This is a genomic window from Thermococcus nautili (genome assembly GCF_000585495.1).
Lineage (GTDB): Archaea > Methanobacteriota_B > Thermococci > Thermococcales > Thermococcaceae > Thermococcus > Thermococcus nautili.
In genome coordinates this window covers 694042-709020 of the sequence record NZ_CP007264.1, presented here as the reverse complement: position 1 = coordinate 709020, position 14979 = coordinate 694042, and the positions used below count along the sequence as shown (strand labels likewise).

At 52.8% G+C, this 14979-nt stretch carries 21 protein-coding genes and 1 CRISPR repeat array; of the genes, 10 read left to right on the top strand and 11 right to left on the bottom strand.

What is annotated here, in order from left to right; translation table 11 throughout:
- Positions 1–250 precede the first annotated feature (250 nt).
- Positions 251–3016: direct repeats of the CRISPR family, unit length 30 nt; unit sequence GTTGCAATAAGACTCGAGGAGAATTGAAAG.
- A gap of 123 nt (positions 3017–3139) precedes the next feature.
- From BD01_RS03865 to BD01_RS03860, 3 genes are read left to right on the top strand one after another with little or no spacing between them, the layout of a single operon-like run.
- Positions 3140–3487, top strand: a complete 348-nt coding sequence (locus BD01_RS03865) for a 6-pyruvoyl trahydropterin synthase family protein (protein WP_042690258.1) — start codon at positions 3140–3142, stop codon at positions 3485–3487.
- A 48-nt stretch (positions 3488–3535) separates the two neighbouring features.
- Entirely contained in the window at positions 3536–3709 is a 174-nt protein-coding gene (locus BD01_RS11225) for a hypothetical protein (protein WP_156927379.1), read from the top strand.
- Complete coding sequence (locus BD01_RS03860; protein ID WP_042690255.1) at positions 3706–4194, top strand: PIN domain-containing protein; 489 nt, start codon at positions 3706–3708, stop codon at positions 4192–4194. The genes BD01_RS11225 and BD01_RS03860 overlap by 4 nt, the downstream gene beginning before the upstream one ends.
- On the opposite strand, the gene BD01_RS03855 is transcribed toward BD01_RS03860, so the two are convergent.
- Positions 4191–4661, bottom strand: coding sequence for a DUF192 domain-containing protein (locus BD01_RS03855; protein WP_042690252.1), 471 nt, complete (start codon positions 4659–4661; stop codon positions 4191–4193). The genes BD01_RS03860 and BD01_RS03855 overlap by 4 nt on opposite strands.
- Before the next feature lie 106 nt (positions 4662–4767).
- Between BD01_RS03855 and pfdA the strand changes: the two genes are divergently transcribed.
- Both pfdA and BD01_RS03845 read left to right on the top strand, forming a co-directional pair.
- Complete coding sequence (pfdA, locus tag BD01_RS03850) at positions 4768–5193, top strand: prefoldin subunit alpha (protein WP_042690250.1); 426 nt, start codon at positions 4768–4770, stop codon at positions 5191–5193.
- A gap of 36 nt (positions 5194–5229) precedes the next feature.
- Entirely contained in the window at positions 5230–5520 is a 291-nt protein-coding gene (locus tag BD01_RS03845; RefSeq protein WP_042690248.1) for a prefoldin subunit, read from the top strand.
- On the opposite strand, the gene BD01_RS03840 is transcribed toward BD01_RS03845, so the two are convergent.
- The 10 genes from BD01_RS03840 to BD01_RS03795 all read right to left on the bottom strand — a co-directional run bounded on the left by BD01_RS03840 (position 5510) and on the right by BD01_RS03795 (position 12646).
- On the bottom strand, positions 5510–6061 hold the full coding sequence (locus tag BD01_RS03840; protein ID WP_042690245.1) for a 2-oxoacid:ferredoxin oxidoreductase subunit gamma: 552 nt from the start codon (positions 6059–6061) through the stop codon (positions 5510–5512). The two genes, BD01_RS03845 and BD01_RS03840, sit on opposite strands and share 11 nt — an antisense overlap.
- Positions 6058–6903, bottom strand: coding sequence for a 2-oxoacid:ferredoxin oxidoreductase subunit beta (locus BD01_RS03835; protein WP_014121907.1), 846 nt, complete (start codon positions 6901–6903; stop codon positions 6058–6060). Before BD01_RS03835 ends, BD01_RS03840 begins: the two co-directional genes overlap by 4 nt.
- The gene (locus BD01_RS03830) at positions 6903–8051 is read right to left on the bottom strand and encodes a 2-oxoacid:acceptor oxidoreductase subunit alpha (RefSeq protein ID WP_042690243.1); all 1149 of its coding nucleotides are present in this window, start codon (positions 8049–8051) and stop codon (positions 6903–6905) included. Before BD01_RS03830 ends, BD01_RS03835 begins: the two co-directional genes overlap by 1 nt.
- Positions 8048–8560, bottom strand: a complete 513-nt coding sequence (locus tag BD01_RS03825; RefSeq protein WP_042690241.1) for a 2-oxoacid:ferredoxin oxidoreductase subunit gamma — start codon at positions 8558–8560, stop codon at positions 8048–8050. The genes BD01_RS03830 and BD01_RS03825 overlap by 4 nt, the downstream gene beginning before the upstream one ends.
- Positions 8561–8562: 2 nt before the next feature.
- Complete coding sequence (locus tag BD01_RS03820) at positions 8563–8940, bottom strand: HEPN domain-containing protein (RefSeq protein WP_042690238.1); 378 nt, start codon at positions 8938–8940, stop codon at positions 8563–8565.
- Positions 8937–9212, bottom strand: a complete 276-nt coding sequence (locus BD01_RS03815; RefSeq protein WP_042690236.1) for a nucleotidyltransferase family protein — start codon at positions 9210–9212, stop codon at positions 8937–8939. Before BD01_RS03815 ends, BD01_RS03820 begins: the two co-directional genes overlap by 4 nt.
- Positions 9205–10065 carry a 2-oxoacid:ferredoxin oxidoreductase subunit beta gene (locus BD01_RS03810; protein ID WP_042690234.1) on the bottom strand — a complete coding sequence of 287 codons (861 nt, stop codon included), beginning with the start codon at positions 10063–10065 and terminating at the stop codon, positions 9205–9207. The genes BD01_RS03815 and BD01_RS03810 overlap by 8 nt, the downstream gene beginning before the upstream one ends.
- On the bottom strand, positions 10065–11255 hold the full coding sequence (locus tag BD01_RS03805; RefSeq protein ID WP_042690232.1) for a 2-oxoacid:acceptor oxidoreductase subunit alpha: 1191 nt from the start codon (positions 11253–11255) through the stop codon (positions 10065–10067). Before BD01_RS03805 ends, BD01_RS03810 begins: the two co-directional genes overlap by 1 nt.
- A 2-nt stretch (positions 11256–11257) precedes the next feature.
- The gene (locus tag BD01_RS03800) at positions 11258–11527 is read right to left on the bottom strand and encodes a 2-oxoglutarate ferredoxin oxidoreductase subunit delta (RefSeq protein WP_014121915.1); all 270 of its coding nucleotides are present in this window, start codon (positions 11525–11527) and stop codon (positions 11258–11260) included.
- Between the two features lie 144 nt (positions 11528–11671).
- Positions 11672–12646 (bottom strand): archaeosine biosynthesis radical SAM protein RaSEA, encoded by a 975-nt coding sequence (locus BD01_RS03795; protein ID WP_042690229.1) that lies wholly within the window; start codon positions 12644–12646, stop codon positions 11672–11674.
- 96 nt (positions 12647–12742) lie between these two features.
- On the opposite strand from BD01_RS03795, the gene BD01_RS03790 reads away from it, so the two are divergent.
- The 5 genes from BD01_RS03790 to surE are packed head-to-tail and all read left to right on the top strand — an operon-like array spanning position 12743 to position 14829.
- Positions 12743–12961: an AbrB/MazE/SpoVT family DNA-binding domain-containing protein gene (locus tag BD01_RS03790; protein ID WP_042690226.1), complete on the top strand. Its 219-nt coding sequence runs from the start codon at positions 12743–12745 to the stop codon at positions 12959–12961.
- Positions 12958–13374 carry a type II toxin-antitoxin system VapC family toxin gene (locus BD01_RS03785; RefSeq protein WP_042690224.1) on the top strand — a complete coding sequence of 139 codons (417 nt, stop codon included), beginning with the start codon at positions 12958–12960 and terminating at the stop codon, positions 13372–13374. Before BD01_RS03790 ends, BD01_RS03785 begins: the two co-directional genes overlap by 4 nt.
- 33 nt (positions 13375–13407) lie before the next feature.
- On the top strand, positions 13408–13602 hold the full coding sequence (locus BD01_RS03780; RefSeq protein ID WP_042690221.1) for a hypothetical protein: 195 nt from the start codon (positions 13408–13410) through the stop codon (positions 13600–13602).
- Positions 13583–14047 (top strand): type II toxin-antitoxin system VapC family toxin, encoded by a 465-nt coding sequence (locus BD01_RS03775; protein WP_042690218.1) that lies wholly within the window; start codon positions 13583–13585, stop codon positions 14045–14047. The genes BD01_RS03780 and BD01_RS03775 overlap by 20 nt, the downstream gene beginning before the upstream one ends.
- A gap of 2 nt (positions 14048–14049) precedes the next feature.
- Complete coding sequence (gene surE, locus BD01_RS03770; protein ID WP_042690216.1) at positions 14050–14829, top strand: 5'/3'-nucleotidase SurE; 780 nt, start codon at positions 14050–14052, stop codon at positions 14827–14829.
- Positions 14830–14979 lie beyond the last annotated feature (150 nt).

Below are 14979 nucleotides of genomic sequence, written 5' to 3'. Positions count from 1 at the left end.
GCCTTTCTGAGTTTAACCTTCTTAGTGGGGTTTGTCTTAAATTTGTTGGCTTATCCTGGCTCTGAAAACTAATTATCCCCGATGGAGGAGAAGTTTTTGAGTGCCCGTTGAACCTCTACACGCTCCTATTTTCCTTCGGGAGTCTTAATTCATGGGCCCAGGTGGCTCTTTTTTGGGAAATCCCCAGAAAGTCTTAAATATCCGGTAATCCTTCTTTCTTCGTTGGGCAAAAGGACGAGTTTCGCGCCCTGTTGCAATAAGACTCGAGGAGAATTGAAAGTTCCTTTCCTGATGTTCTCGCCTGTGGCTTAACCTGTGTTGCAATAAGACTCGAGGAGAATTGAAAGCTTGAAAATCCAGCCCTTTAGCCACGAAAAAAGCTCAGTTGCAATAAGACTCGAGGAGAATTGAAAGTCAGAAAGTTTTGATAGGCTGAAAAAGCGCGCTGAAGGTTGCAATAAGACTCGAGGAGAATTGAAAGCTTAGAACCTCGTAGCCGTTCACCCTCACCCTCGTGTGTTGCAATAAGACTCGAGGAGAATTGAAAGTCGTAAAGCTCAACGCGCTTAATCGCTACGTGCTGAAGTTGCAATAAGACTCGAGGAGAATTGAAAGCAAACTTAAACCGATACACATACTTTGGCTTAGCCATGTTGCAATAAGACTCGAGGAGAATTGAAAGTACTTTTTCAGAATCCCCTGCTTGAGTTTCGAGGTAGTTGCAATAAGACTCGAGGAGAATTGAAAGGATTTCACCAAATTTCACCGGGGGATTTCGGGGGAAGTTGCAATAAGACTCGAGGAGAATTGAAAGTGACTTTATTGAGCAGTCTAATGATGTCGAGGAGAGTGTTGCAATAAGACTCGAGGAGAATTGAAAGACGCGTTCTCAGCCATATCACACCCTCCAGCGCTTGAGTTGCAATAAGACTCGAGGAGAATTGAAAGCGAAGGCGCTTGAGGAGCAGGCGGAGGGTGTTGGTAAGTTGCAATAAGACTCGAGGAGAATTGAAAGCCGTTTAAGGTTACGCTCCCGAGCTGGAAGGTGGGCGTTGCAATAAGACTCGAGGAGAATTGAAAGGAACGTCCTTAAATGAGACTCCAGAGTTAAAGGCATAGTTGCAATAAGACTCGAGGAGAATTGAAAGTCGCCGTGTGCAAGGCCTTCCGCTCTTCCTCCTTCAGGTTGCAATAAGACTCGAGGAGAATTGAAAGGTGAGAGTCTTCACTAACTCATAGGCCACCACCTGGGTTGCAATAAGACTCGAGGAGAATTGAAAGTGTTGCCATGCGGCTTTTTCTATCTCTCTGAATTTCGTTGCAATAAGACTCGAGGAGAATTGAAAGATTTCTTTCAGCCTGTCGAGGAGCTCAACCGCAAGGAGTTGCAATAAGACTCGAGGAGAATTGAAAGACTGGAGGACGAGGTTGTAGGCTTCCTCGGCGGTAATGTTGCAATAAGACTCGAGGAGAATTGAAAGATTTGAGTATTGTTTCGTAGAGTTCGCGCTTTAGCTCGGTTGCAATAAGACTCGAGGAGAATTGAAAGGGTACCCAATCCGTGAGCTCTCCAAAGGAAAGAAAAGTTGCAATAAGACTCGAGGAGAATTGAAAGATAAGGTGGGCCTGGAGGAGAGTTATAAGAAGGAGAAGGTTGCAATAAGACTCGAGGAGAATTGAAAGAGAAGTCTATGACATCAGCGGCAACATGGTCAGAGTTCGTTGCAATAAGACTCGAGGAGAATTGAAAGGGTAGTTGCCCTGTTTGTGGGGGGCTACTTAGTTTAGTTGCAATAAGACTCGAGGAGAATTGAAAGTGGACGGCATCAACGCTCTGCCGACCTGGAGCGGAGGTTGCAATAAGACTCGAGGAGAATTGAAAGTCCTCAGCCGCTTCGGCCTTCAAACGCGAAATATACTGTTGCAATAAGACTCGAGGAGAATTGAAAGAAATCTGAGCGTCGTAATCTATCTTACCTTCGGTCATGTTGCAATAAGACTCGAGGAGAATTGAAAGCGATTTTCGCGTAATGTGTGCCCCCAATCCCGCTTTTGTTGCAATAAGACTCGAGGAGAATTGAAAGTATCGCGAGTTTAATTCAGGAGTTGAAGGCTGAGACGGTTGCAATAAGACTCGAGGAGAATTGAAAGTCCTCATACGGCGTCCCCCCCGTAAAGCACGGTGCTCGTTGCAATAAGACTCGAGGAGAATTGAAAGGTTCGTTGTAAGCTCGTGCAAGGACCGGAATGAAAGGTTGCAATAAGACTCGAGGAGAATTGAAAGCGATAACGTGATTTCAGTCGAAAAGGACGGTTCTGTCGTTGCAATAAGACTCGAGGAGAATTGAAAGCTGGAGCCGGGGAGGGGATTTGAACCCCCGACCAACGTTGCAATAAGACTCGAGGAGAATTGAAAGGCGTCAGCTATCGCTTTTATGTGCTGTTCGAGCGTGTTGCAATAAGACTCGAGGAGAATTGAAAGGATAAGGGGTGCGGTATCGGCCTGCAGAAGGAGGAAGTTGCAATAAGACTCGAGGAGAATTGAAAGCTGGGGTTACCGCTACCGCTCCCGTGCCGCACGCCTCGGTTGCAATAAGACTCGAGGAGAATTGAAAGGGAAGAAAAGCCCGAGCTGGAAAAACTCTCCCATGTTCGTTGCAATAAGACTCGAGGAGAATTGAAAGACCACAAGCCTGCTTTGTTCTTCCGCTTGCCAACGAGTTGCAATAAGACTCGAGGAGAATTGAAAGCAGAAACGGAAGAAGGCAAAGAAGGAGGACCCGCGAGTTGCAATAAGACTCGAGGAGAATTGAAAGAAGGAGCACGGTAACGAAACCTTCGTTGCGAAGCTCAGTTGCAATAAGACTCGAGGAGAATTGAAAGACTGGAGGACGAGGTTGTAGGCTTCCTCGGCGGTAATGTTGCAATAAGACTCGAGGAGAATTGAAAGGAACATAGAGCTGGATAAGGCGTCCCTTGTGGACAGGTTGCAATAAGACTCGAAGAGAATTGAAAGCACAACAGCTCATGGAGCCTTTTCACTATCCAAATGAGTTGCAATAAGACTCAAAGAATCGAAATAACTGCCACCTGGGAAACCCTTATCAGCGGTGGGGGTTTTCTTATCCCGGTGGTTTGAATGAAGGCCAGGGTAGTTGAACGCTTCAGGTTTGAATCCGCTCACGCGGTTCTCATCAACGGAAAGCCGGAGGAGATTCACGGGCACACTTTCCGGCTTGAGATTGCCGTTGAGGGGCCCCTCAGAAACGGCTACGTGATTGACTTCCTCGAACTGAGGCGCATCGTGGAGGAAATCATTGGAAGACTCGACCACAGGAACCTCAACTCCCTCTTTGAGAACCCGACGACAGAGAACATCGCGCTCTGGATTGCGGGGCAGGTTAATGCGAAGCTCCCCGAGGGCGTTTCTCTGAAGAGGCTGACCCTCTGGGAGGGCGACGAGAACGGGGTCGAACTGGAGTTCTGAGAAAATGTTTTTATCTTGTAGTCTTGATAAGGTGAAATGGTGAATAAAATGTCTGAGGTTGCCTCTGAGAAGATGTTACGGCTGTATTCTCATCTTTCCAAAGAATCCTTCGAGCTTAGACTGCTCATTGAACTGAAAAAGAAGGAAATCCGACCGGGAATGTTTGGAAAGGGAAACGCTAAAGAGTTCAAACAGTACAGGCTCGAGGTGTACGAGCAGTGATTTTCGTGGATACAAGCGTTCTATACAACTATCTTGTCGAGACCAGTCTGACCGAATATGCCGTTGAGGTCATTGAATCTCGTGAAGGGAAAGTAACATCAGATACCGTCGTTGATGAGTTGTTCTATGCGCTTATCCGAAAGCTTGGGGAGAAAGAGTATGGTGCAAGGTCAATTTGGAAGGTTAAAGAGCTTCTCAGAAGCAATTCTGAGTTTAGAAAGCGCGCCTCTGAAGTTATCTCGGATATTCTAGCACTCCTCGATGCAAAGAAAATTTTACTCGTTTCTGACTCCAGAGATTGGCTGACAATTGCGACCCTTATCCACGATTACTCTCTTCTTCCACATGATGCTCGAATCTTAGCAACTGCCCTCGAGTACAACTGCGACAAGCTTGCCACTCTCGATGAAGACTTTGGAGCCGTGAAGGATATCATTGAGCTCTTTCCAGAAGATTTCTGGCAAAAACTCACTACGCAGGGTTAGTTCTTCTCGGCTTTCAATTCCTTAACGCTCTCCGCCATAGCGAAGCCGTTGGCCTTGTCAAAGGAGACCCTTCCAGGGAGCGAGACCCTGACGGGAACGCTCTTCCCCTTTTCCTCGCTGACCTGCCAGCTTATCAAATCCCCTTCTTCCACCTCAAGGGACCCGATGAGGCCGACGGGCCCCTCTATGATGTACTTGGCCGGTTTCTTTGGAGCGTAAACGCGCCACTTCTTTGCCCTCTTGAAGTCAACCACCCTCTTCGTCGAGTCGAGCCAGATTACCTCGATGTCGCTCAGCATGAAGAGCATGTGGATTGAAGCGTTGAGCCGGCTTTCAACCGGGAGGACGAAAACGAGGGCATAGCTCACGTTACCCACGAGCATTAACCCTCTAAAGCGCTTGAAGAAGGTATCCGCGAGCTCCACGCGCCCATGCCAGACCCTGCCCTTCGTCTCGTTGATTATCATGTCCTACGGTTGTTCTTGTCCCTTAATAAGCCTTGTGAGGCGAAAAACTTTTAAATACAAAAGGTAACTAAAATATGGGAGCGAAAAAGGGAAGGGGGTGGTGGGAATGGCCGAGGAGAAGAAGGTCAGGACCCTTGAGGGGATTCAGGACGAGATTAGGAGCTACCTCGGTGAAATCGAGTACCTCAGGAGTCAGGTTGGAGCGATAGACGCCACCATCGCCGACCTCAGAACGGTTGACGCTACCCTCGCCTACATCAAGGAGAAGGGCAAGGGCAAGGCAATCTACATCCCGCTCGGGAGCGGCATAGCGATAAAGGGCAAGATTGAAGACCCCGACGACGTTATCATGGATGTTGGAGCCGGAATCCTCGTCGGGGCCACAATCGATGAGGCCAGAGAGAACATCGAGAAGAGGATTAACGCCCTTATGAACCTCCGCCTGGCCCTGCTGAGGAAGATTGAGGAGGACACCAGGAAGGTCAACGAGCTCCTCAAGGAGCTCCAGGAGATGAGCCCCAAGAAGGAGTGACCCCTCCTCGGCCATTCTTTTTTAGGGGGTGAGAGCGTGGAGGCAGTGAAGGCTTACGAGCTCGAACTTGAGCTCAGACAGGTTAGGGAGCTCAGGAAGGCGATAGAGCTCAAGATGAAGGAACTTGAATACGCCGAGGGAATCATAACGGCAACCAAGGCCGAGAGGAAGATATACCGCTCCTTCGCAGACCTGCTCGTTGAGGTAACGAAGGACAAGGCAATCGAGCACATCGAGAGAATGCGCCTTGCCTACAAGAGGGAAATCGAAAGGCTCAGGGAGAAGGAAAAGGAGATAATGGAGAAGCTCTCCAAGCTCAGGACTTGAGCTCTTTTGCTATCTCAAAGCCCTTCTTGAGGGCCTTGACGTTTATTTCCTCGGTTCCCCGCGGAACGGCGTCGCGGACGGCCTTCTCTATCGCTTCCCTGCTCACTATCCCTGTCACGCCGACGAGTATGCCGAGGGTTAGAATGTTCATCGTCAGGCTTAATCCGGTTGTCTCTTCGGCTATCTCGGTCAGGGGCAAAGCGATGACGTTGAGCTTCTTCTCGAACTCCTCGTCGCGGTGGGGAACGAGGTCCTTCTCGACTATTACAGTGGCGCCTTCCTTCACGGTGTGGAGGTACTTGCTGTAGGCCTCCTGCGAGAAGAAGACGGCGTAGTCGGGGTGGAGTGTCTTGGGGTAGTCAATCGGCTCGTCGCTTATAACCACTTCGGCCCTGCTCGCACCGCCCCTCGACTCCGGTCCGTAGCTCTGGGTCTGGACCGCGTAGAGGTTCTCGTAGACAGCGGCGGCCCTTCCAAGGATAACGCTCGCCAGAATGACACCCTGGCCGCCGAACCCGCTGAAGAGTACCTCCTTCCTCATTGCTCCCACCCCATCATTTTCTTGGCCCTCTTTATGTACTCCTGATACTCCCTCACAAGGCCGGGCCTGTCCCTGTCCGCGAACTCGCCGATTACTATCTTGCCCTCAAGCTCCTCCTCGCTCATCTTCTTAGCTTTGGCGAGCGGGACGGTTATCTTCTGGTACCAGCGGATTAGCTCCGGGGCCGTCTTCATCCTGTTTCTCCTTCCGAAGCTTATCGGACACGGGCTTAAGAACTCGACCAGGGTGAAGCCCTCCTTCTGCAGGGCCTTCTTTATGCTGTTGATTCCCTGGAGGTAGTTGAAGACCGTCCACCTTGCCACGTAGTTGGCTCCGGCAGAAACCGCCAGGTTGGCTATGTCGAAGGGGTTCTCGAACTGGCCGTACGGCGCTGTAGTCCCGCGCAGGCCCTTTAGAGCGGTCGGGGCTACCTGTCCGCCGGTCATTCCGTAGGTGAAGTTGTTGATGAGGATTACCGTGACGTCAAGGTTCCTCCTGATGGCGTGGATGAAGTGGTTTCCGCCTATAGCGGCCGCGTCGCCATCGCCCATGAAGGCGATTATCTTCAAATCGGGGTTGGCGAGCTTTATGCCCGTGGCGAAGGCCAGAGCCCTTCCATGCGTTGTGTGAAGGCCGTCGAAGTTCACAAATCCGGGAACGCGGGAGGAACAGCCTATTCCGCTCACCCAGACTATCTCGTCCTGGTTGAGGCCGAGGTCGTCTATGGCCCTTAGTGTGAACTGGAGAACGCTACCGATTCCACAGCCCGGACAGAAGATAGTGGGCAACATGTCCTTTCTCAGGTACTTGTCGCGGATTTCGTAAGCGGACTTCAGGTACATCATCCCACCACCCTTTCGACTATCTCCATCGGCGTGTGCACCTCACCGCCTATCTTGGCTATGAGCTCGACCTCCGCCTTTCCGTTGGCGCCTTCCTTGACGAGGTGGTAGAGCTGTCCGAGGTTCATCTCAGGCACGTATATCTTCCGCACGCGCTCTGCCAGCTCCTCGATGTAGTCGAAGTCGAAGGGCCATATCGTGTTGAGCTTCAGCAGGCCGGCCTTGACTCCCTTCTCGCGGAGTATCTTAACTGCCCTCACTGCGGAGCGCGAAACTATTCCGGTCGTGACTATTGCAACCTCGGCATCGTCGAGCATGAACTCCTCCATGCTGATTATCTCGTCCTTGTGGTCGAGTATCTTCCTGAAAATCCTCTTTATGAGCCTCTCGTGGATTTCTGCCTCAACCGTCCTCGGCCTTCCGCGCTCGTCGTGCGTGAGACCCGTAACGTAGGTTCTGTAACCCTTCCCGAAAATCGGCATCGGTGGGACGCCATCTCCGTGCGGGTCGCCGAAGGGGAGTTTCGCTTCCTCCTCGTTCTGGGGAAGCTTTCTCTCAACGAGCTCAATCTCCTCCGGCTTCGGAATGTAAACGCGCTCGCGCATGTGGGCTATCTCCGCATCGGTGAGCAGAACGACCGGCGTCCTGTACTTCTCGGCGAGGTTGAAGGCCCTAATCGTGAAGTCAAAGGCTTCCTGAACGGTTGACGGGGAGAGAACTATCAGCATGTGGTCGCCGTGCGTTCCCCAGATGGACTGCATTATGTCGCCCTGAGCCGGCAAAGTTGGCTGACCCGTTGAAGGTCCTCCGCGCTGGACGTCAACGACAACAATCGGCGTTTCAGTCATCACGGCATAGCCAAGGTTTTCCTGCATCAGCGAGAAGCCGGGACCGCTCGTTGCCGTCATCGCCTTCGCTCCCGCCCAGGAGGCGCCTATTATCGCCGCTATGCTCGCTATCTCGTCCTCCATCTGAATGCTAACTCCATCGACGAGGGGCATGTAGAGGGCCATCGCCTCGAATATCTCGCTCGCGGGGGTTATCGGGTAGCCGGCGTAGAACCTGCAACCCGCTAAAATTGCCGCTCTCGCAATGGCCTCATCGCCCTGGATGAAGTCCGACCTGCCGACCGGAAACGGGTACCTCATTTCAATCCCTCCTCATAACCGGCCCTGAAGGCCTTGATGTTTATCTCCTCGGTTCCCTTCGGAACGCGCCTTCTAATCGCTTCCTCAACGCTCTCCTTCTTCACAACATTGGTTTTCGCAACAAGGTAGCCGAGCGCAACCATGTTGACCGTCAGGGCGAGCCCAGTCGTCTCTTCGGCGATTCTGGTGAAGGGCGCGCCAACGTAGTCCCTATCGGGCCTGACCAAATCCGTTTCGATGATTAAAAGCCCGTCCTCCTTCAGCGAGTCTTTAACCGTGTCGTAGCCGAGCTGGGCGAGGGCTACCAGAACGTCCGCCCTAGTGACCATTACGTCGTAAATAGGCTCCTTTGAGATTATGACGTCCGCTATGGAATGGCCGCCCCTGCTCGCGGAGCTGTAGTCCTGCGTCTGAAGGACGTTCAAACCCTCAATCGCGGCGGCCTCGCCGAGTATCACTCCAGCCAAAACGACTCCCTGACCGCCGATTCCGGCGAGTCTAATCTGCATGTTTACACCCCCAGATACTCCTTCGTGAACTTCAAAAACTCCTCCGCACCTTTCAAAACGACCCGGGCGTCTCCCTCGGTGTATTCAACGAAAACGTCATAATCGGCCGTATGCCTCATGTTCAGGGCCTTTGAATACGCTGTGTAGAGCTTAGCCGGAAGCATCCCAGTCTTCACGAACTCCTTTCCGAGCTGGGCATGAACTCCCGCGTGGCTCTTGGGATTGACTCCCTTCGAGAGCAGAAGCGCCCTGGCGCAGTAGAACATCGAGTAGTACGCGCTTGAGATTGCGAAGCCGTAGTAACCTTTAGAGTAAAGCTCCCAGGAAGCTTTGAGCCTCTCCTCCGCCCTCCTGATGAGTGCCCCGATTTCCTCGTTCATACCGCTATGCCCTCCCTTGCGGCGGTCTCGTAGAGGCTGTCCCTCCTCGTGTGAAGGACAATCATGACCGAAATCCCCAACTCAAGCGTTAGTTCGGCGCTGAGCTCTCCTGCCCTGTCCCAGTCCTCAGGCTCTATCTTATCGAGCACCACGAGGACGTCGAGGTCGCTCTCGGGTTTAGCGTCACCCCTCGCCCGGGAGCCGAAGACTATAACCTCCTCCACCCTGTCCCCAAAGGCTTCCTTCACTTTCTTCCCAACAGTCTCAAACATCATCTCCACCCTTAAGGCCAAAGTGCTCCTGGACCTCGTCAATCAGCTTGTTGAGCTCCTCCGTGAACTCCGGCCTCTGCCTGTTGACGAACTCGCCGATGACGAACTTGCCCTCAAGCTCCTCCGGCGACATCTTCTTCGCCTTGCTTATCGGGACGCTGTTCTTCAGGAACCAGCGGAGCATCTCCGCGGGTTCTTTCATCCTGTTCCTCCTTCCGAACTGGACGGGACACTGCGAGATGACCTCGACGAGGGAGAAGCCCTTAACGGTTAGGGCCTTCTTGATGCTCTCGATGAGCTGGTAAACGTGGGCTGTTGTCCATCTGGCTACATAGCTCGCCCCAGCGGCTGCTATCGTCTCGGAAATCTGGAGCGGATGCTCGATGTTCCTGTAGGGGGTCGTCGTCGTTTTTGCCCCGAAGGGCGTCGTCGGGGCGACCTGCCCGCCGGTCATTCCGTAGATGAAGTTGTTGACGAGAATCACCGTTATATCGATGTTCCTCCTCGCGGCGTGGAGCAGGTGGTTTCCACCGATGCTCGCCAAATCGCCGTCACCGCTTATGACGACGACCTTCTTGTCCGGCAAACCGACCTTAACTCCCGTCGCGAAGGCTATCGCCCTTCCGTGCGTTGTGTGAAGTGTATCCGCGAGGAAGTAGGGGGAGGCTATCCACGCGGAACAGCCTATTCCACTCACGACCACTAGGTCCCTCGGGTCGAGCTTGAGCTGGTCAACCGCGTTGGCGAAGGCGTTCAGCACAGTTCCACCGCCACAGCCGGGACATAGAGCGGTTGGCAGGGCCTCCTTGCGGAGGTACTTAACCATCGGGTACTTGGAATAAATCTCGGGCATCAGGCAACACCCCTTATCTCGCGCAGGATTTCCTCAACGGTCAGGGGAACGCCACCAATCTTGTTAACGCCCTTGAGCAGAACGTCGTCGTTGACGTAGCGCTGAACTTCAAGAATCATCTGGCCGAGGTTCATCTCCGGGACGAGTATTGCCCTAACGCGCTTTCCGAGCTCCCTCATTCTCTCTCCAGGGAACGGGTGAACAGTCTTCGGCACGAAGAGGCCGACCTTTATTCCCTCTTCCCTCGCCTTTAGAACGGCTCCGAGGGCAGGTCTCGCCGTAACACCCCAGCTGACGACGAGTATTTCGGCATCATCGGTAAAGTGCTCCTCGTACTTCTCGTAGACGTGCCTATTCTTCTCTATCTTCCGGTGGATTCTCCTGACGAGCCTGTCGTGGACTTCCGGCGTGTAAACATCGCGCAGGCCGTTCTCCTTGTGGGTCGAGCCTGTCACGTGGGTGAAGTAGCCGTGGCCGAAGAGGGGCATCGGCGGAACGCCGTCTCCGTGCGGGTCGCCGAAGGGAAGCTTGGCTTCCTCCTCGTTCTGGGGAAGCTTACGGTAGGTTATCTCCACCTCGTCCACACTCGGAATCTTCACCAGCTCGCGAGTGTGGGCGAGAACACCGTCGAAGAGGAACACCACCGGAGTTCTGAGCCTCTCGGCGATGTTGAAAGCCCTGATGATTTCCCAGAAAGCGTCTTGCCCGCTCGTTGGAGAGACGGCAACAATCGGGTGGTCGCCGTGCGTTCCCCATCTGGCCTGGAAGAAGTCTCCCTGTGCTCCCTTCGTGGCCTGGCCGGTTGAAGGCCCGCTCCTCTGGACGTCGACCAGAACGAGCGGAGTCTCGGTCATTACGGCGTAGCCAAGGTTTTCCTGCATCAGCGAGAAGCCCGGACCGGCCGTTGCCGTCATGACCTTGAAGCCCGTCCAGGAGGCGCCTATCATCGCCGCTATGCTTCCAATTTCGTCCTCCATCTGGAGGTAGTAGCCACCGAGCTTCGGCAGTTCGCGCGCCATGGTTTCAGCTATCTCGCTCGACGGGGTTATCGGGTAGCCAGCGTAGAATCGACAGCCCGCAAACAGAGCGCCGTAAGCTACGGCCTCGTTGCCCTGCATGAAGTAGTTGCCGGGCTTGTAGAGCTTCCTGAGGAGCCTAATCTGCTCCGGCTCGTCACCGCGGATTATCATGGTCACCACCTTACCGCGATGGCGAAGTCCGGGCAGAGCAGTTCACAGAGCTTGCACTTGACGCACTTCTCCGCGTGAACAGGGACTGGATAGTGCACACCTTTCTCGCTCAGCTCCTTGCTCCACTCGAAGACCTTCCTCGGGCACATCTCGACACAAATTCCACAGCCCTTGCAGAGAAATGTATCAACGTCAATCTCAACGATTCCTTCCGCCTTTCCGACGACAAGGTAGCCGTTTTTTTCAACAACGGTGTTCGCGTTTTCGGCCATCGGGACCACCTCTCGACGTGGCCTTTTACGTTTGTCAACATTTAAAGCTTTCGCGGGGGGACATTGATGTCCAGAAAAGGTTCATTCGAGGGCAAACGTGCATCGGGATAAAAGTTTTGGAGAAGGCAAGGGGCTTTCGAAGAATCACCACATAACCAACTGCCAGTCCAAAAGCCCGTTCTCGACGATGTAGCTCCACCGCTCCCTGCACTCCGGCTTGAGGTTTTCGATGTATTTCAAATCCTGCGTCGCCGAGAACTTCTTTATCGCCCTGCCGATAACGCGGTCGTAGTCTGTCAGACAGTTGTGGGGTCCGCGCTTTGAGCCCGCTCCAACGGGGTCGCTCAGGATTCTCTTGTTCGGGAACTTTTTCTTCGCCCAGATTAGGACCTCGACCGCGCTCCAGAGCCACGGCGGGCGGTACTCGCTCTTCTCCCACAGCCTCTCGTAGAGCGTCCCCTTCTGAATGTCCGTGATGTTTATCGAGAAGGTATCAGTGTAGGGCTCGGCCTTGATTATGCTCTCCTTGACGTCCTCGATGGCGGTTCTCTCGCTCAGGAAAATCGGCTTCAGCAGGAGGTAGGTTTTGACTTTCGCTCCAGCCTTCCTCGTTATCTCCGAGGCCCTCACGAAGTCCTCGAAGGTGTTGCCCTTGTTTATCGAGACGTCGGCGATGTCATCGTTGGCCGTTTCCAGCCCTATGGCAACCTCGAAGTGCTTATCCGGAACTATCTCGGCCAGCTCTTTAACCGCGTCGTAGCGAACCAGCTCGCTCCTGCTCTCGATGACGATTTCCTCAACGTTCTCCATCTCCGCCAGAAGCTCGAAGATTTTTCTTCTCGTTTCAGGTTTGAGCTCGCCGTTGTCGAGGAAAGAACCCGATGTGAACATTCTGACCGCGAAAGGGCCTTTTTTGCCTTTTATTTTCTCCAGCGCTTCCCTCACGTAGTCCACTATTGCTTCCTGGCTCCACTTCACCTTCGGCGCGGCAGTTGGATAGGCGCACATGTAGCAGGCCTTCCCTATTCTGAAGCGGTAGCAGCCTATCGTGGGGAGGATTATGAAGAGCGCCGTTCCCGGCTTTCCGGCAACGTTGTCCTCACTCGTCCAGTAGGTCATGCTCTCACCTGAGGGGCGTTGGGGCAGGGGTTTTTAAAGGTAGGCTATGTCAAAACGTATTTAAGGGTGGTAGTAAATCCAAAAAATGGTGAGGATATGGAAATAGTGGTGAAACGTCTCGACTCCCAGGGCAGGCTTCTCATTCCCCGCGAGATTAGGGAGAAGCTTGGCGACGAAGTCATAATAGTTGACCTTGGCGATAGGGTGGAGCTCCTTCCGAGGAGGAGAGCCAACCTGCGGAAGTTCTTCGACAGTGTTGAGATTGATGAGCTGAAGGAATGGGAGGAGCTCAAAAAGGAGCTGTGGATGGAATGAGGTTCATCGACGCCAACGTCTTCATATACGCGTTTCTAAGGCCGAAGAAGGAGCCACCAGAGAATGTTAAGGAAATCAAGGAGCGGGCCAAGGCGATACTCACGAGGGTGAGCGATGGTGAGCACGTGGTAACTACGGTCGTCCACCTGAGCGAGGTTGCCAACGTCGTCGAGAGCAGGGGAGGAAAGAAGAAGGCCGTTGAGGTCGTTCTGGCGGTTTTAACGAGTGAGAACATTGAAGTTCTTCCGGTCTCTCCCAGTGATTATCTAAAGGCAACTCTCATAGCCGAGGAGAAAAACCTCGGCGTGAACGACGCTTTGGCCTACGTTAAGATGAAAGAACTCGACATAGAGGAGATTTACACGTTCGATAGGGACTTTGAAAAGCTCGATGTCAGGGTGGTGAAGGTTTAAATCTCCTTGCGTCGAGAAATGGTTGGTGGGAAAATGGAAGAAGTTACCGAAGTTCATATTGTAATTAAAACATCTCAGAAAAACGTTGAACGGCTAAAGATTGAACTGGCAATGCTACAAGGCAAGCTAAACGTGGAAGAAGCCCTCAAACGAGCAAAGGGAATCATGAAAGGAGCAAAATCCTGGCAGGAGCTGGAGGCGGAGATGTATGATGAGCTTGTTCCTTGACAGCAACGTGTTTATCGAGAACTTTCGAGGAAATCATGTAGCCGAACAACTCGTCGAGAAGCTGTTCACAGGGAGATACTCTCTGTTTATAAACGACGTGGTTTACAACGAGGTTCTTTTTATGTATCTCAAGCACAGAACGGGTAAGGGATACTGGGGCTTAAAAAAGCATCCAGAGCTTGTTAAAAAGGTCGGCAATGAGTTTGTCGACTTTGTGTTGCCCCTTCTCGCGTTTCCGAAATTCTTGGATACAACGAATGAGATAATAGTTGAGGCGCTCACAATTGTCACCACTTATGGTCTCCTCCCCAGCGATGCGCTAATCTTGGCAACAGCCAAATACTACGGTCTTGACGGGATAGTGAGCCTCGATTCTGACCTGCTTACCGTTGCACCACGGGAAGGTCTTTTAGCGATTTCAAAAGTTGAAGACTTGGAGGTGTAGCCTTGAGAATCCTCCTCACTAACGACGACGGAATTTACTCCAACGGCCTGCGCGCCGCTGTGAAAGCCCTGAGCGAGCTCGGCGAAGTTTACGTCGTTGCCCCGCTCTTCCAGAGGAGCGCGAGCGGCAGGGCCATGACGCTCCACAGGCCGATAAGGGCCAAGCGCGTTGACGTCCCCGGGGCGAAAGTGGCTTACGGAATAGATGGAACTCCTACAGACTGTGTGATTTTCGCCTTGGCTCGCTTCGGTGGCTTCGACTTAGCGGTCAGTGGGATTAACCTCGGCGAGAACCTCAGCACGGAGATAACCGTCTCCGGAACGGCTTCAGCGGCGATAGAGGCTTCAACTCATGGAATTCCGAGCATAGCGATTAGTCTCGAGGTTGAGTGGAAGAAGACCCTCGGCGAGGGTGAAGGGGTTGACTTCTCGGTCTCGGCGCACTTCCTCAGGAGAATAGCCGGTGCTGTCCTTGAGAGGGGTCTTCCAGAGGGAGTGGACATGCTCAACGTCAACGTGCCGAGCGACGCGACGGAGGAGACGGAGATAGCAATCACCCGCTTAGCCAGGAAGCGCTACTCCCCGACGGTCGAGGAGCGCATTGACCCGAAGGGCAACCCCTACTACTGGATTGTCGGCAGGCTCGTTCAGGACTTCGAGCCGGGAACCGATGCCTACGCCCTGAAGGTCGAGAGGAAAGTCAGCGTTACGCCGATAAACATCGATATGACGGCGAGGGTGGATTTCGAGGAGATAAAGAGCGTTCTCTTTGATAACACATAGACGCATAAATGTGCTCATTATTTTTAGTTAAAGGTAGGATAGCGGTTTGTTACAAAATAAACAAACAGGAAACTTTTTAAGGTATTACATTATACAACCTTTGGTGGTTACCATGCGATTAGGCGTCCGAATATTGGCGGTTTTTTTTTG

Excerpts from the sequence above, each read along its gene's own strand:
- BD01_RS03825 (WP_042690241.1), bottom strand. The coding sequence starts at position 8,560 with ATGCAGATTAGACTCGCCGGAATCGGCGGTCAGGGAGTCGTTTTGGCT.
- BD01_RS03835 (WP_014121907.1), bottom strand. The coding sequence starts at position 6,903 with ATGTACCTGAAGTCCGCTTACGAAATCCGCGACAAGTACCTGAGAAAG.
- BD01_RS03805 (WP_042690232.1), bottom strand. The coding sequence starts at position 11,255 with ATGATAATCCGCGGTGACGAGCCGGAGCAGATTAGGCTCCTCAGGAAG.
- BD01_RS03795 (WP_042690229.1), bottom strand. The coding sequence starts at position 12,646 with ATGACCTACTGGACGAGTGAGGACAACGTTGCCGGAAAGCCGGGAACG.
- BD01_RS03815 (WP_042690236.1), bottom strand. The coding sequence starts at position 9,212 with ATGTTTGAGACTGTTGGGAAGAAAGTGAAGGAAGCCTTTGGGGACAGG.
- BD01_RS03810 (WP_042690234.1), bottom strand. The coding sequence starts at position 10,065 with ATGCCCGAGATTTATTCCAAGTACCCGATGGTTAAGTACCTCCGCAAG.
- BD01_RS03855 (WP_042690252.1), bottom strand. The coding sequence starts at position 4,661 with ATGATAATCAACGAGACGAAGGGCAGGGTCTGGCATGGGCGCGTGGAG.
- BD01_RS03775 (WP_042690218.1), top strand. The coding sequence starts at position 13,583 with ATGATGAGCTTGTTCCTTGACAGCAACGTGTTTATCGAGAACTTTCGA.
- BD01_RS03865 (WP_042690258.1), top strand. The coding sequence starts at position 3,140 with ATGAAGGCCAGGGTAGTTGAACGCTTCAGGTTTGAATCCGCTCACGCG.
- BD01_RS03840 (WP_042690245.1), bottom strand. The coding sequence starts at position 6,061 with ATGAGGAAGGAGGTACTCTTCAGCGGGTTCGGCGGCCAGGGTGTCATT.
- BD01_RS03780 (WP_042690221.1), top strand. The coding sequence starts at position 13,408 with ATGGAAGAAGTTACCGAAGTTCATATTGTAATTAAAACATCTCAGAAA.
- pfdA (WP_042690250.1), top strand. The coding sequence starts at position 4,768 with ATGGCCGAGGAGAAGAAGGTCAGGACCCTTGAGGGGATTCAGGACGAG.
- BD01_RS03830 (WP_042690243.1), bottom strand. The coding sequence starts at position 8,051 with ATGAGGTACCCGTTTCCGGTCGGCAGGTCGGACTTCATCCAGGGCGAT.
- BD01_RS11225 (WP_156927379.1), top strand. The coding sequence starts at position 3,536 with ATGTCTGAGGTTGCCTCTGAGAAGATGTTACGGCTGTATTCTCATCTT.
- BD01_RS03820 (WP_042690238.1), bottom strand. The coding sequence starts at position 8,940 with ATGAACGAGGAAATCGGGGCACTCATCAGGAGGGCGGAGGAGAGGCTC.
- BD01_RS03800 (WP_014121915.1), bottom strand. The coding sequence starts at position 11,527 with ATGGCCGAAAACGCGAACACCGTTGTTGAAAAAAACGGCTACCTTGTC.
- BD01_RS03790 (WP_042690226.1), top strand. The coding sequence starts at position 12,743 with ATGGAAATAGTGGTGAAACGTCTCGACTCCCAGGGCAGGCTTCTCATT.
- BD01_RS03785 (WP_042690224.1), top strand. The coding sequence starts at position 12,958 with ATGAGGTTCATCGACGCCAACGTCTTCATATACGCGTTTCTAAGGCCG.